Origin of the sequence: Streptomyces mesophilus (assembly GCF_011044995.1) — a bacterium.
Lineage (GTDB): Bacteria > Actinomycetota > Actinomycetes > Streptomycetales > Streptomycetaceae > Streptomyces > Streptomyces mesophilus.
The window spans coordinates 1-14,851 of record NZ_JAAKZW010000211.1; the positions used below are offsets into that span (position 1 = coordinate 1).

Genomic DNA, 14,851 nt, shown 5'->3' on the forward strand with positions numbered 1-14,851 from the left:
CCCCCCGCCCCCGCCGCCTCCTGGCGCCGGTTACGGCTACCCGCAGCAGGGCCAGCAGGGTGGCTACGGCTACCCGCAGGAGGGTGGTTACGGCGCTCCGCAGCCGGCCGCCCCGCCGCAGCTGTGCCCCCAGTGCCAGACCCCGCGTGAGGCGAACGAGCCGTACTGCGAGGAATGCCGCTGGAACTTCCTCACCAACACCGCGACCTCGTACACCCCCGCGGCCCCGCGGGGACCCGTGCCCGGCATCAATCTGCCGCCGGGGTTCCAGGCGCAGCAGCCGCAGCACGGCGGCGAGTACACCAGCTCGCGCCCCTCGCAGATGAACCGCCCGGCCGAGCCCCTGCACCCGGACCACTCCGGGCCCATGGGCGGTCCGGGTCAGGGCAGCCCGTTCGGCGGTCCCGGCCCGAACGGACCGCACGGGCCGCAGGGACCGCACGGCCCGGGGGCGCCCAACGGGCCGATGGGCGGCCCGCCGCCTCCGCCGCCCGCGCAGGGCTACCAGCAGCCCGGCCCTCCGCCGCCCGGTCCGGGTGCGCCCATGGGCACCCAGGGCGACGACGACTGGATGCTGCCGCCGCCGTCCCACCAGACCGCGCCTCCGGTCCAGCACCCGATGGCCGGCGGTGGCTACCCGGCGCCGCAGCAGCAGGCTCCGGCCGGCTGGACGGCGGTGATCGGTCCGGACCGCGACTACTTCATGGCGATGATGCACCGCAGCGGTCCCGAGGCGGCGAGCCTCAACCTGCCCGCCTACTCCCCGGAGCAGGAGCGCAGACTCACCGGCAACCAGATCACCATCGGCCGCCGCCGCCACTCCACGGGCGAGATCCCGGACATCGACCTCTCGGTCCCGCCGGAGGATCCGGGCGTCTCGCACCAGCACGCGGTCCTGGTCCAGCAGCCGGACGGCGGCTGGGCGGTGGTCGACCAGAACTCGACCAACGGCACGACGGTCAACGGCGGCGAGGAACCGATTCAGCCGTACGTCCCTGTCCCGCTCCAGGACGGCGACCGCGTCCACGTGGGCGCCTGGACGACGATCACGCTCCGCCGGGGTTAGCCCCTGCCGGTCCCGCACGCCCGGCTTCCCGCCGTACGGGAGGCCGGGCGTCGGCGTGCGCGGCTCGTCCCGCGTGTGCGGCTCGTGCGGCGTGCGCGGCGTGCGCGGCGCGTGCGGCTCGTCCGGCGTGAAACCGGCTACCCCAGCGCCCACACATACGGTCCCGCCGGATCATCCAGCCAGGCCCACACCGCACCCGACTCCACCGTCACCCCGAACCGTTCCCGCGTCGGCCGGGCCTCGCGCCGCCACAGGGCGAAGGCCTCCTCGGGGTCCAGGGAGCCCGAGGTGAGGGTGAGGAGGAAGCGGAAGAGTTCGTCCTGGGCGATGCGGCGCGGGAGCGAGGACGCGTAACGGGGGCGCTCGGCATCCCTCGTATCGCCGCGCAGAGGAACGAAGTACGCGGGCGTCTGCAGGAAGCGGCCCTCCGCGTGCGAGCTGTCGCGCACCTCGAGGGCGATGAGCCCCGTCGCCAGCGGCGCCAGGATCCGCGCCCCGGGCCGGCACTGATCGAGCCACGGCTGCGGGATCGTCGACATCGTGCAGGTCGCGATGATCCGGTCGTACGGGGCACGGGCCGCGCTGCCCCGCGCACCGTCGCCCGTGACGACCGCCGGACGGTAGCCGGCCCGGGCCAGGTGCCGGCGGGCCGCCTCGGTGATCTCCGGTTCGAGGTCGACCGTGGTGACCAGGCCGTCGCCGAGGCGGTGGGCGAGCAACGCCGCGTTGTAGCCGGTGCCCGCGCCGATCTCCAGGACCGACTGCCCGTCCTGGACGTCGAGTTCGGCCAGCATCTTCGCCATCAGCGAGGGCTGGCTGCTGGAGGAGACCAGATCGCCGTCGCGCACCCGGGTGGCCAGCGGGGCGTCCGCGTAGACCCCCTGGAGCCAGCGGGCCCTGCGCGCCGGGCTGGGATCCTCGCCCCACAGCCGCTCGTAGCCGCCGGCGACCGAGGCGTAGTAGTACGGCACGAACAGATGCCGCGGGACCTCCGCGAACGCCTCCCGCCACCGGGGCTCCCCGTCGAACGCCCCGCTCTCCTCGATCTCCCGCACCAGGCCCGCACGCGCCACGGAGGCAGCCGCGGCGGCAGGATCGTCATCACCCCGCGCGCCGCCGGGCGGAAGCGGCCGAGTCGGAGGCGGCTCGGGCGGGGACGGCTCGGGCCGGCCGGGCCGACCGGGCCGACCGGGCTCGGATTGTCCCGGCTCGGGCTCGGGCTGTTCGGGCTCAAAGGGCGCACCCATATACCCACTGTGCTGCGATTTGCTCCCGGATGCGAGGCCCCGCGCCTGCCGGAGCCGCTGGACAGGAGTCCTAGTCCCCCGGTCCTCGGCCGGGCTGTCTGAGACCATGGACGAGTGAACGAGATCCCGCGCGGCACGCTTCAGGAGCAGACCTTCTACGAGCAGGTCGGCGGCGAGGAGACCTTCCGGCGCCTGGTGCACCACTTCTACCAGGGGGTTGCCGAGGACCCGCTGCTCAAGCCGATGTACCCGGAGGAGGACCTCGGCCCGGCCGAGGAGCGGCTCGCGCTGTTCCTGATGCAGTACTGGGGCGGACCCCGCACGTACAGCGACAACCGCGGCCATCCCCGGCTGCGGATGCGGCACGCACCCTTCCAGGTGGACCGGGCCGCGCATGACGCCTGGCTGAAGCACATGCGCGCGGCGGTCGACGAGCTCGGGCTCTCCGAGGAACACGACCGCACGCTCTGGAACTACCTGACGTACGCGGCCGCCTCGATGGTCAACACCGCGGGCTGAGCAGAGGGGCTCAGCGCACCGGACAGGGAAAGCTCCCCTTTCCGGAATGCGGTGCTCCCTCCCCGTATTGCGGTCACGATCTGGTCAAATTCGGCCAGAGAGCGGTTTCCCTTCCCGTATTCGACCTGAAAGAGTCACGGTTCAGGGCAATGGAGCGGGGGCTCCGCCCAGGGGACGGGGACCGGTGATCGGGTGACGGGGTTCATCTTTCTGCGTGTGCGCGCCCACCGGCTGCTGCTCGTGGCCGCGCTGCTCGCGGTCCTCCTGACCACGTCCGTGCTCGCCACCCTCACCGGTTTCTCCGGGGCGATCGGCGATGCGGCCCTGCGCCACTCCCTGTTGACCCGTTCCGCGGCGCCGGCGTCCTTGGTCGTACGGACGGACGTCACGCCCGGGGAAAGAGCCGAGGTCGAGCGGAAAGTCGAGGCCGGGGCGCGGCGCGTGTTCGACGGACTGCCGGTCTCCCTGCGCGCGTACGAGAAGTCAAGCCCGTATGCGCTGCCGCGCTCCTTCCAGGCGCCGCAGGACCGTGCGGGCGATCCGTATCTCACCCATCTCGCGGACCTGGACCGTTCCAGGATCCGGCTCGTCGAGGGCGTCTGGCCGAAAGCCACGGACAAGGGCGCCATCCAGGTGGCGCTCCCCCAAGCCGCCGCCAAGGAGCTGGACTTGACCCCGGGCGGCCCGCCCGTGAAGCTCTCCGACCGGCTCGACGGCCCGCCCGTGACCGTCCAGGTGACCGGCGTCTATCAGCCCAAGGACGCCACGGATCCGTACTGGCAGGTCGACGAGTTGAACGGGCGCGGTGCCCGCAAGCTCGACTTCACCACCTACGGCCCGCTGCTGACCGACCCCGCCACCTTCGCCGAGAGCCGTGTGGCGCCCGGCGACAGCGCCTGGCTCGCGACCGCCGACTTCCGTGACGTACGGGTGGACCGCATCGCGGAGTTGAAGGAGGCGGCCGAGAAGGGCAGCAAGCAGTTCGCGAAGCTCTCCGGGATCACGGCGGGGCTCACCGCGGAGACCGAACTGCCCACCGTGCTCGAACGGGCCGAACGTTCCCTGCTCGTGGCCCGCTCGACGCTGCTCATCGTCGCCCTCCAGCTGATCCTGCTCGCGGGCTACGCCCTGCTGCTCGTCGCACGGCTGCTGTCTTCCGAACGCGCCGGAGAAACGGATCTCCTCGTGGCGCGCGGCGGTTCCCGCGGCCGCGTCGCCTGGTTCTCGGCCGCCGAGTCGCTGCTGCTCGCGGTGCCCGCCGCCCTCCTCGCGCCGCTGCTCGCGGGCCCGTTGACGCAACTCCTCGCCGGTCAGGGCGCGCTCGAGCGCATCGGTCTCGAGCTGGAGACCGCACCGACCTTCGCCGTGTGGCTGGTCGCGCTGGTCGTGGCGCTCGGCTGTGCGACCGCCGTGGTCGCACCCGCGCTGTCGTTCACCGGGATGCGCCGCTCGGTCCGGATGAAGTCGCTGCCCGCGCCGGTCCGCGCGGGCGCGGACGTCGGCCTCCTGGCGATCGCTGCCGTGGCGTACTGGCAGCTGGACCGGCAGACCTCCGGCGGCGGTGTGCTCAGCGGCGATACCGAGGGCGAACTCGGCGTGGACCCGCTGCTGGTCGGCGCACCCGCGCTCGCGCTGCTCGCGGGCACGATCCTGACGCTGCGGCTGCTCCCGCCGGCCGCGAAGCTCGGCGAACGCCGGGCCGCCAAGGGACGCGGCCTGCCCGGCGCCCTCGCCGGCTGGCAGCTCAGCCGGCGCCCGTTGCGGGGAGCGGGTCCGGTCCTTCTGCTCGTACTGGCCGTCGCCATGGGCATGTTGGCGATCGGCCAGGGGGCGTCCTGGGACCGGTCGCAGGAGGACCAGGCGGACTTCAATGTCGGCACGCACCTACGGGTCCAGGGCGGGCGGGTGCCCACCGAGTCCCAGGGCGAGGTGTACTCCTCGCTCCCCGGAGTGCGCGATGCGGCACCCGCGGTGCGCAGGACCATGGAGCTGTCCGGTGAACGCACGGCCGACCTCCTCGCCCTCGACCTCCGGCACGCGGCCGACGATCTGCTGCTGCGCGAGGATCTGGGCAGCGGCAAGGAGCTGCGGGACGTTCTGCTGGAGCGGAAGGCACCGTCGTACGGGGTGGCCTTGCCCGCCGCGGCGCGGAAGGCGGAGTTCGAGGTACGGATCGGCTCCGACAAGCCGACCGGGACCGGGGACATATCGGTGAGCGCCGAGGCCCAGGACCGTTACGGCACCACGCGCACCCTGCCGCTGGGAAAGGTGACCGCCGACGGCCGCACCCGCATCATCGGTGCGGAGCTGCCCGCGACCGGACCGTTCACGCTGACGGGTTTCACCCTCGAAGTGCCGCCCTCCCGGGGCCGGATCGAGCAGCACACGTTCCAGGTCACCTCGATCCGCTCCGACGGCAAGCCGATCGCACCGCCCGGGAGCCTCGAGTGGGTCGGCTTCGCGCAGGACGGCGCCACCGAGTCGCCGGAGCTGCCCGAGCTGACGATGTTGGAGACCGGGAGCACGTCCGACGCACCGTTGTCGGCCGCGTACAGCCCTCCGTTGGCCTCCCCCGACGGCCCTTCGGTAAGGGAGGTGCGGATCACCGTCGCACGGACCTCGCCACCCGTGCCCGCCGCCGTCGTGACCGAACGCTTCCTCAAGGCGAGCGGCGCGAAGCTCGGCGCCACGCTCGATCTGCCGCTGTCCAGCAGTCCGTTGCCGATCAAGATCGCCAAGGTGGTGCCCGAACTGCCGACGAGCACCGCGAACGGCGGCGCGGTGCTGCTCGATCTGCGGGCGGTTCAGGCGATGAAGGCCTCCAAGGCCGAGACGGAGCTCACCCCCAGCGAATGGTGGCTGACCAGCGAGCCGGGCAAGGCGGAGCAGGCCGCGGGCGCCCTGCGGGCGCGGCCCGATGTCGACCCCGAACAGGTCCTCGTACGGGCGGAGATGGCCCAGGAGCTGCGGGACGATCCGCTCGGCGCCGGCCCGCAGTCCGCGCTGCTCGCGGTGGCTCTCGTCGCCGCGGCCCTGGCCGCCGTGGGCTTCGCGGTGAGTGCGGCCGGATCGCTCAGGGAGCGGGCCGCGGAGTTCTCGGTGCTACGGGCCCTCGGCACGCCACAGCGTCAGCTCGCGCGGCTGATCGCCGCCGAACAAGGCGTTCTCATCGGGCTCGCCCTGGCCGTCGGCCTCGCGCTGGGCGCCGTACTGACACGGGCCGTCGTGCCGTTGATCGTGCTGACCGGGGATGCGGGCAAGCCCGTGCCGTCGGTCCTGGTGGAGCTGCCGCTCGGCCGGGTGGCGCTGCTGCTCGCGGCGGTCGCGGCCGTACCGCTGCTCGTTGTCGCGGCGATCGCACTCCGGCGGGCCGATCCGGTGGTCTCGCTACGCCACGAAGGGGGCAACTGATATGCGGGCCAAGGCTGTTGCCCCCTGGGTGCGGACCCGTCTGAAGGCCGCCCCCATACCGTCGGCGGCGCTGGCGCTCCTGGTCCTCGTGACCGCGTTCCTGGCGGCGGTGTTTCCGCGTGCCGTGGACACGTACGAGACACAGGGCCTGCGCACGCAGCTGGTCGAGGCGGGGGTGGACCGCAACGGGATCGAGGTCGACGTGGCCGTCGGCAGCGATTACGAGTCCGCGTACCCCCAGCAGGTCGATCCCGAGGTCATCCGCCAGGCGCTGCCGGGCATCCTCGAGGAGCTGAAGCATCCGCTCACTCCGGACCGTTCCGAGGTCTCTTACGGCGCCCAGACGAACCGTCCCAAGAAGGCACTCGATCCCTGGCTGCCACGGCCGGAAGGCAAGCCCGCGGAGTTCGTGATCTCCACGCAGGCCGGGGTCGACCGGCATGCGCGGGTGGTCGAGGGCCGGCTGCCGCAGGGCAAGGGGGGCACGTCCACCAGCGGGCAGGCCGAAGCCGCGGTGACCGTGGCGACGGCCAAGGCCCTGAAGATCAAGCTGGGTTCGGTCATCCACTTCCCCGCCGAGGGCCGCGAGCCGGTGGGCGTGAAGATCACGGGATTCGTCGAGCCGCGCAACCCTCAGGGGAGTTACTGGTCCTTCGACCCCACGCTGCGCACCCCCGCCATCGCCCTCAGCCCGCCGGCCCCGACCCCCGCGAAGTACTGGCTCGCGGGCCTGCTGCTTGCGCCCGAGTCCTCGGCGTTCCTGGTGGCGCTCGACCCCAAGCCGCATCTCTACTGGCGGATTCCGCTCGTCCTCGACAGCCTCGAGAGCGGCGATCTGCCGGGCATCGAGGAGGGTGTGGCCTCGCTGGAGAACGGGCCGGCGCTGTCCCGGCTGAGCTATGTCACCGGCTCCTCGGCCCTCTCGGTGAGCACGGAACTCGACTCCCTCCTCGCCCAGTTCATCGCCGCGCGCGAGGCGATCACCCCGGTGGTATCCGTCGCCGTATACGGCATCGGCGCCGTCGCCCTCGTCGTCCTCCTGATGACCGGCGCGCTCACCGCGGCCCGGCGCACCGGCGAGATCACCCTGCTGCGCGCCCGCGGCGGTTCGGTGCGCGGGATCACCGGCCGGATCTGCGCCGAGACCGCGGTGGTCGCCGTGCCCGCCGCCGCGCTCGGCTGGTGGCTCGCGACCCTGGTCAGGCCCGAGGGCCGGCTCGTCCCCTCGGTCGTCGGCGCGAGCCTTGTGGCGCTGATCGCGGTGACGGCTCTTCCGGTACGTGCGGTCGTCGGCCATCTGCGGCTGCGCGCCCACGGCGGGCGCGAGGACCTGGTCGCGGCCAGGCCTTCACCGCGCCGCACGATCGCCGAACTGACCGCCCTCGTCCTGGCCGTGGGCGCCGTGGTGGCCCTGCGCCGGCGCGGCAGCGAGGACGCGGACGGTCTGGTCAGCGCCGCTCCGGTGATGGTGGCCCTGATCGCCGCGCTGCTTCTCGTACGGCTCTATCCGCTGCCCATCCGTATCGCCGGCCGTCCCCTGATGCGCCGGCGCGGGGCGATCGGCTTCCTGTCGCTCGCGCGGGCCGGACGCACCTCGGCCGCGCAGGCGCTGCCGCTGCTCGCGCTGCTCGTGGCGCTGACCACGGCGGCCTTCGGCGGTTCGGTGATCGCCGGGATCGCCGACGCGCGCGACGAGGCGGCGCTCCAGGCGGTCGGCGCGGACGTACGGGTCAACGCGCAGCCCAACAAGTCGCTGCCGAAGGAACTCGCCGGACGACTGCGCGCCCTCGACGGCATCCGCGAGGTCAGCCCCGTCTACGTCGACGCCAATATGCGGATGCCCGACGGCGGCAAGGAGATCACGCTGATCGCGGTGGACCCCGAGTCCTACGCACGGCTGTCCGCGCGCACCGGTCTGGGCGCCTTCTCCCCGGGCGAGTTGAAGGGCCCCGGCTCCGGCGCACTGCCCGCGCTCGCCACACCGAAGGTCGCCGAGCGGCTCGGCCGCGGCGAGAACGCCCTGCGCACCCCGGCGGGCGACTTCACAGCAAAGGTGACGGGGGTGCGCGAGACGACGCCCGCGAGTTTCGGGGCGGACTTCCTTTTGGTCGACGCGGGCCGGCTGCCGGACGCCGACGACAGCGCGCTGTTCGCCACGGGCAGCGGATACGATCCGGCGAAGTTGCGCAAGGCGGTGGCCACCGCGGGCGACTCCATCGCCTTCGAGCAGCGCACCGAGGAACGCGCCGCCATGGCCGACTCCCCGCTGCAGAGCGGCGCCGAGACGGTGTACGGCTTCGCGGTGGCGGCCGGAGCGGGCTATGCAGTCCTGGCCGTGCTGCTTTCGCTCCTTCAGTCCGCGCCGGAACGCACCGCGCTGGTCGCGAGGTTGCGCACCATGGGCCTCGGCAAGGGGCAGGCGAGGCGGCTGCTCGTTCTCGAAGCGCTGCCGCAGGCGCTGCTCGCCGCGGTCGGCGGTGCGCTGGTCGCCGTCGCCGCGATGGAGCTGCTCGCGCCGGGGCTCGAACTCGGCCAGATCGCACTCGCCGCACAGGCCGATGTCTTCGGCGACGTACAACTGCGCATGGATCCCTGGTCGTTGCTGGTGCCCGCGGGCGGGGTGGTGCTGCTCGCCGTCTCGGTCGCCCTCGTACAGGCCTGGTGGACGGCACGGCAGACCTCCCTCACCGAACTCAGGGCTGGAGATTCGCGATGACCACTTCCGAGACGACCGCGGTGACCCTCGCGGAGCTGGAGCAGCGGGCCGCGAGCCACCGCGACCGGCCCGCGTACGGGCATGACGCGCTGATCTCCTGCGACCGTCTGGTCCGTATCTTCACGGCCGACGGGGTCGAGGTGCAGGCGCTCCAGGGCCTCGATCTGCTCGTCACCAAGGGCGAGTTGATGGCTCTGGTCGGCGCGTCCGGCAGCGGCAAGTCGACGCTGATGAACATCCTCGCCGGCCTCGACGAGCCCACGGCGGGCCAGGCGAAGGTGGCGGACTGCGATCTGCTGTCGATGGGCGCCAAGGAGCGGCTGCGCTATCGCCGCGAGATCGTCGGTTTCGTCTGGCAGCAGACGGCGCGCAATCTGCTGCCGTATCTGACCGCGGCCCAGAACGTGGCCCTTCCGATGCAGCTGCGCGGGGGCCGAAACCTGCGCAGCAGGGCGAAGAAGGCGGCGCGGGCCGAGGAACTGCTCGAGCTGCTCGGCGTGGGCGAGCTGCGCGACCGCCGGCCCGCCCAGCTGTCCGGCGGTCAGCAGCAGCGGGTCGCGATCGCCGTGGCGCTCGCCAACGATCCCGAGGTGCTGCTCGCCGACGAACCCACCGGTGAGCTGGACTCGGCGACCGGGCGCATGATCTTCGAGTCGTTCCGCGCGGCCAACGAGGAGCTCGGCACGACGATCGTGATCGTCACGCACGACCAGACGGTGGCCACGGAGGTCCGCCGCACGGTCGCGATCCGCGACGGCCGCACGTCCACGGAGGTCCTGCGGCGTACGCGGGTGGACGAGACCACGGGCGAGGAGCACCTGATCGCCCGCGAGTACGCCATGCTCGACCGCGCCGGCCGCCTCCAGCTCCCCGCCGAGTACACCCAGACGCTGGGTATGCGGGACCGGGTGGCGCTGGAGCTGGAGCCGGATCACATCGGGGTGTGGCCGGACGATTCGGCTACTTAGTCCGCCTTCAGCCCCTGCGGCGATTGAGCAGATCCGAACGAAGTTCGGATGCGGGGGCCCGGGGCGAAGCCCCGGTTTCGGGAAGCGGCGGGGTGGGGGAAGAAAAACCCGCCCCGAACCGACGAACTCGGCGCCCCAACCCCCGTACCGCTAAAGGGGCGTGACCCCGAGGCCAGGCAACCCGCCCGCCTTGCGCAAGGCAACCGACCCGTACGGCGTACGCAACCGCAACCACGAACCGGCCGTCAGCAGATCCGCAGAGGCCTCGGGCCGCAGCAGACCGAAGACATACGCCGCATGCGCGGCCCGCAACGGAAGCGCAGTGGACCCGAGCCTCCGCCCCCAGATCTCCGCCCCGATCCGGTCCAGTTCACCACGCGTCCGCTTGTCCTCGGGAAGCTCCTCGACCCGCACCTTGAACTCACCGACCGCCGCCTGCACCGCAAGCCCCAACGGCCCGCTCTCCGGCAGCCCTTCCTGCTTGCGCCAGCCACCGCGCGGCGGCAGCATCCCGGCCCACGCGGGCCCGGTCACAGCGGCAGGGACGGTCACCGCCGCGGGTTCGACGGCCTCGAGGAGCTCGCCCGCCGAGACCGTACGGTCGAGCTCGGCGGGCTCGGCCAGCGCGACGACCCGTACGACCACGACATCCAGCGCAGGCGCCCGCCCGAAAACGGCGAGCGCCTCCCCCGCGGCCTGCAACCGGACCGCGGCGGCCCGGTCGTACTTGAGGAGCCGCTGCAGGAAGGCGGCGAGCGACGCCGCCTCCCCCTCAGCGGCCAGCGGCAGCAGGGTCATGCCGCGACGGCCTCTGCTTCCTTGATGTCCTTGCCGTCCTTGTTCTCACCGGTGTCATCGGCGTACTCCTCGAGGAACTCCCGCTCCTCGGCGGTGATCCGCCGCGGCCGCTGTGCCTCGAAGTCGAACGGCACGATGACGGTCGAGGCCCGTACGTACACGGCGTCCTCGTCCTTCACCTCGTACTCGATCGTGAACGAAGCCGCTCGTATCTTCGTGACCCACAGCTCGATGCTCACCGGACGATGCCGGTGCACCAACTGCCGCTTGTAGTCGATCTCATGGCGTGCCACGACCGACCCCTGCTGGAAGTCCTTGTCCGGGCGGAACAGGAAGTCGATGCGCGCTTCTTCGAGATACCGAAGAAAGACCACATTGTTGATGTGGCCGTACGCATCCATGTCCGCCCAGCGCAAGGGGCAGGCGTATACGTGGCGAGCCATCAGCCGCGGGTCAGCTTCTTGTAGGTGGCGCGGTGCGGACGGGCCGCGTCCGGGCCGAGCCGCTCGATCTTGTTCTTCTCGTACGACTCGAAGTTGCCCTCGAACCAGTACCACTTGGAGTCGCCCTCGTACGCGAGGATGTGCGTCGCCACCCGGTCGAGGAACCAGCGGTCGTGGGAGATGACCACGGCCGCACCCGGGAATTCGAGCAGTGCGTTCTCGAGGCTCGACAGGGTCTCGACGTCGAGGTCGTTCGTCGGCTCGTCGAGGAGGAGCAGGTTGCCGCCCTCCTTGAGGGTCAGCGCCAGGTTCAGGCGGTTGCGCTCACCACCGGAGAGCACACCGGCCGGCTTCTGCTGGTCCGGGCCCTTGAAGCCGAAGGCGCTGACGTACGCGCGCGACGGCATCTCGACCTGGCCGACGTTGATGTAGTCGAGCTCGTCGGAGACGACGGCCCACAGGGTCTTCTTGGGGTCGATGTTGCCGCGGCTCTGGTCGACATAGCTGATCTTGACCGTGTCGCCGACCTTGATGGCGCCGGAGTCCGGCGTCTCCAGGCCCTGGATCATCTTGAACAGCGTGGTCTTGCCCGCACCGTTCGGGCCGATGATGCCGACGATGCCGTTGCGCGGCAGCGTGAAGGACAGGTCGTCGATCAGGACCTTGTCACCGAAGGCCTTGGAGAGGTTGTTGACCTCGACGACGATCGAGCCCAGCCGCGGGCCCGGCGGAATCTGGATCTCCTCGAAGTCCAGCTTCCGCATCTTCTCCGCCTCGGCGGCCATCTCCTCGTAACGGGCAAGACGCGCCTTGGACTTGGTCTGCCGCCCCTTGGCGTTGGAGCGAACCCACTCCAACTCCTCCTTGAGCCGCTTCTGGCGCTTCTCGTCCTTGCGGCCCTCGACCTTGAGACGGGTCGCCTTCTTCTCCAGGTACGTGGAGTAGTTGCCCTCGTAGGGCAGGGCGCGGCCGCGGTCGAGCTCGAGGATCCACTCGGCGACGTTGTTCAGGAAGTACCGGTCGTGGGTCACGGCCACCACGGCGCCCGCGTACTTCGACAGGTGCTGCTCCAGCCAGTTCACCGACTCGGCGTCGAGGTGGTTGGTGGGCTCGTCGAGGAGCAGCAGGTCGGGCGCCTCGATGAGCAGCCGGCACAGGGCGACGCGGCGCTTCTCACCGCCGGAGAGGTTGGTGACGGGCCAGTCGCCGGGAGGGCACCCGAGGGCGTCCATGGCCTGCTCCAGCTGGGCATCCAGATCCCATGCGTTCGCATGATCCAGATCCTCCTGGAGCTTGCCCATCTCCTCCATGAGCGCATCGCTGTAGTCGGTCGCCATGAGCTCGGCGACCTCGTTGAAGCGCTTGAGCTTGCCCATGATCTCGGCGGCGCCGTCCTGCACGTTCTCCAGAACGGTCTTGGACTCGTCGAGCTGGGGCTCCTGCATGAGGATGCCGACGCTGTAACCGGGCGACAGGAAGGCGTCGCCGTTGGACGGCTGCTCGATGCCGGCCATGATCTTCAGCACGGTCGACTTACCCGCACCGTTGGGACCGACCACACCGATCTTCGCGCCGGGCAGGAAGTTCAAGGTGACGTCATCAAGAATCACCTTGTCGCCGTGCGCCTTGCGCGTCTTGCGCATGGTGTAGATGAACTCAGCCAAGAGAAACCGTCCGGCAAACTGGAAGTGGGCAGATACATCCCATCTTGCCTGACGGCCACCCTCCGAAGGAAACCGGTATGGGCGGTCCCCTGTGACCTGGCCCTTCTTGGATCACCGCTGTAGCCGATCCGTCACCAGCTGTCGCCATCGGCCACCCTTGAGCCAGGTCGGACGGTCACTCCCCGGACTCCTCCGCCCCGTCCTTGCGGCGCAGCAGGAAGACCACCAGGCCGCCCAGTGCCAAGAACCCCACCGCAACCCCCGCGATGACCGGCGTCGCGTTCGAGCTGCCCGTCTCCGCGAGGTCGTGGGTCCGGGCCGCCGTACCGCCGGCCGTCGCCGGGCTCGGGGCGGACTGCGGGGCGATCTCGTTGGCGGCCGGGCCCGATGCCTTCGTACGGCAGTCGAGGACGCCCTTGAAACGCTCCGCGAATCCGTTCGGACCCGTGATCGTGAAGTCGTACGCCTGGTCCTCCTGCAACGGGATCGTCACCGTGCGCGACTCTCCCGCCGCGATGGTGTGCTCGAAACCCATCAGCGAGAACGTGAAGTCCTTCTCGCCCCGGTTGGCGGCCGTGATGTCGAGCCCGCCCTCGGCGCAGTTGCGCTCGGCGGACAGCGCGGGGATCGCGCCCTTCTCCGCCCAGTTCACCGTCGCCGTCGCCGACACCGTCGACTCACTGGATCCGGCCAGGATCTGCGTCTGGCTCCCGGTGTCGGAGACGAACGCCCGGCCGACCGGCACGCTCGTCGATGCCTGCACGGTGAGCGCCGCCTTCCCGGCCGCGCCCTTGGGCACGTCGAAGTACAGCTCGCTGCCGTCGGCCACCGAGCTCACCGGCCTGCCGTCCTCGCCCACGACCTTGACGCCGCTCGCCGCCGCGTCCGTCGGCGGGTTCACGGTGACGCTGTGCGCATCGGTGCGCACCGTGACGGGACCGACCCGCTCACCGGACCGCCCGGACACGGCCGGCGGGTCGAGGATCAGGGAGGCCTTCGGCTCCCTCATGTTCCGGGCGTTCTTCTCGAGGTAGTCGGCGAGGCGCTCCGCCTGCGGATCGGTCGCGGACACGTCGACGGCGTCCGAGTGGCGCCAGATCGCCACCTGGGTGCCGGCCGCGGCATCCGCCTCGGTCAGCCCTTCGGCGCCCGCCTTGCGGGCCAGCTCGTCGAGATCGTTCACCTGCGGATACGAGTGCTGCAGGATCCAACGGATCTTCCCCGCCTGCTTGTTGGCGCTCAGCGAGGTGGAGCTCCAGGGCGTCTCCTGGTACTTCGCGTCCTGCTGCGTCGGGCTGTCGACATCGATGCAGTACGTCTTGAGCATGCCGCCGCCGTCGACGGACATCTCGAAGAGCCCGGCCGGTATCGCCCGCTCCTCCCCGTCCTCACGGATGACGGCCTGCCCGTAGGTCTCCAGACCGCCGAGGGTGGCGGTCGCACCACCCGGCAGCTGAGGGTTCTCCTCGGCGGCGGCCCCTGACGCACCGGCCAACGCTCCGGCCGCGAGCAGCCCGGGGACGAGCAATGTCACAGCGAGGCGGGCGGCCCCCCGGTGACGGACGACGAACGACGTGCGCGACGCAAACAAGCGAACTTCCCCTCCGGGCAGGACCCATGAACACATGGGGGGACGGTCCCGCCAGCAGACTCAACCTCAACTGCCCCGTGAGCTACGCCCGGCATCCTAGGGATGTGCAGCATCACGCATCCCGGTCATGCGGTCCGATAAGCCTTCCGACGCGCAATTGTTATCGCCGGTAACCCCCGCGACCTGTCCTTATCGACAAATCCCCGCCCAACTCCCCCTGCCCTGCGGTGACTTACTGCCACTCTCCGACCATGGCCGCTGATCGTCAGGCCCTGCGGAGGGCCGGTGCAGATCCTGTGAACGCTCCGGCCGCTCCACCCCGTACACCTCAGAAAGCCGGCTCCGGCTCCCGGTCCGGCAGGAATCCCTCCGGAGCACCCCCGGCCTCACTGCCCGGCTCCCGCTCGAACTGAGGCTCCGCACTCCCC

General features: G+C 71.2%; 10 protein-coding genes. 5 read left to right on the forward strand and 5 right to left on the reverse strand.

Features of this window, described 5'->3' with window-relative positions; genetic code table 11:
- A partial coding sequence (locus tag G6045_RS32600) for an FHA domain-containing protein (RefSeq protein WP_165335780.1) occupies positions 1 to 1,066 on the forward strand: 1,066 nt, incomplete at its 5' end.
- 137 nt (positions 1,067 to 1,203) lie between these two features.
- On the opposite strand, the gene G6045_RS32605 is transcribed toward G6045_RS32600, so the two are convergent.
- Complete coding sequence (locus tag G6045_RS32605; RefSeq protein WP_328707986.1) at positions 1,204 to 2,139, reverse strand: methyltransferase domain-containing protein; 936 nt, start codon at positions 2,137 to 2,139, stop codon at positions 1,204 to 1,206.
- Positions 2,140 to 2,427: 288 nt separating this feature from the next.
- Between G6045_RS32605 and G6045_RS32610 the strand changes: the two genes are divergently transcribed.
- From G6045_RS32610 to G6045_RS32625, 4 genes are all read left to right on the forward strand, one after another.
- On the forward strand, positions 2,428 to 2,832 hold the full coding sequence (locus G6045_RS32610) for a globin (protein ID WP_165335782.1): 405 nt from the start codon (positions 2,428 to 2,430) through the stop codon (positions 2,830 to 2,832).
- Positions 2,833 to 3,024: 192 nt separating this feature from the next.
- Positions 3,025 to 6,243: an FtsX-like permease family protein gene (locus G6045_RS32615; RefSeq protein WP_165335783.1), complete on the forward strand. Its 3,219-nt coding sequence runs from the start codon at positions 3,025 to 3,027 to the stop codon at positions 6,241 to 6,243.
- A 1-nt stretch (position 6,244) separates the two neighbouring features.
- Positions 6,245 to 8,959 carry an ABC transporter permease gene (locus G6045_RS32620; RefSeq protein ID WP_165335784.1) on the forward strand — a complete coding sequence of 905 codons (2,715 nt, stop codon included), beginning with the start codon at positions 6,245 to 6,247 and terminating at the stop codon, positions 8,957 to 8,959.
- Positions 8,956 to 9,927 carry an ABC transporter ATP-binding protein gene (locus G6045_RS32625; RefSeq protein ID WP_165335785.1) on the forward strand — a complete coding sequence of 324 codons (972 nt, stop codon included), beginning with the start codon at positions 8,956 to 8,958 and terminating at the stop codon, positions 9,925 to 9,927. Before G6045_RS32620 ends, G6045_RS32625 begins: the two co-directional genes overlap by 4 nt.
- 150 nt (positions 9,928 to 10,077) lie before the next feature.
- On the opposite strand, the gene G6045_RS32630 is transcribed toward G6045_RS32625, so the two are convergent.
- From G6045_RS32630 to G6045_RS32645, 4 genes are all read right to left on the reverse strand, one after another.
- Entirely contained in the window at positions 10,078 to 10,725 is a 648-nt protein-coding gene (locus tag G6045_RS32630) for a hypothetical protein (protein ID WP_165335786.1), read from the reverse strand.
- On the reverse strand, positions 10,722 to 11,168 hold the full coding sequence (locus tag G6045_RS32635; protein WP_206344488.1) for an acyl-CoA thioesterase: 447 nt from the start codon (positions 11,166 to 11,168) through the stop codon (positions 10,722 to 10,724). The genes G6045_RS32630 and G6045_RS32635 overlap by 4 nt, the downstream gene beginning before the upstream one ends.
- Positions 11,168 to 12,832 carry an energy-dependent translational throttle protein EttA gene (ettA, locus tag G6045_RS32640; protein WP_165335787.1) on the reverse strand — a complete coding sequence of 555 codons (1,665 nt, stop codon included), beginning with the start codon at positions 12,830 to 12,832 and terminating at the stop codon, positions 11,168 to 11,170. The genes G6045_RS32635 and ettA overlap by 1 nt, the downstream gene beginning before the upstream one ends.
- Before the next feature lie 175 nt (positions 12,833 to 13,007).
- Positions 13,008 to 14,459 carry a Cys-Gln thioester bond-forming surface protein gene (locus tag G6045_RS32645; RefSeq protein WP_165335788.1) on the reverse strand — a complete coding sequence of 484 codons (1,452 nt, stop codon included), beginning with the start codon at positions 14,457 to 14,459 and terminating at the stop codon, positions 13,008 to 13,010.
- Positions 14,460 to 14,851: the final 392 nt, after the last annotated feature.

Bases quoted from the DNA above. Each gene is read 5' to 3' on its own strand.
- G6045_RS32625 (WP_165335785.1), top strand. From the start codon at position 8,956: ATGACCACTTCCGAGACGACCGCGGTGACCCTCGCGGAGCTGGAGCAG.
- G6045_RS32645 (WP_165335788.1), bottom strand. From the start codon at position 14,459: ATGTGTTCATGGGTCCTGCCCGGAGGGGAAGTTCGCTTGTTTGCGTCG.
- G6045_RS32620 (WP_165335784.1), top strand. From the start codon at position 6,245: ATGCGGGCCAAGGCTGTTGCCCCCTGGGTGCGGACCCGTCTGAAGGCC.
- G6045_RS32630 (WP_165335786.1), bottom strand. From the start codon at position 10,725: ATGACCCTGCTGCCGCTGGCCGCTGAGGGGGAGGCGGCGTCGCTCGCC.
- G6045_RS32635 (WP_206344488.1), bottom strand. From the start codon at position 11,168: ATGGCTCGCCACGTATACGCCTGCCCCTTGCGCTGGGCGGACATGGAT.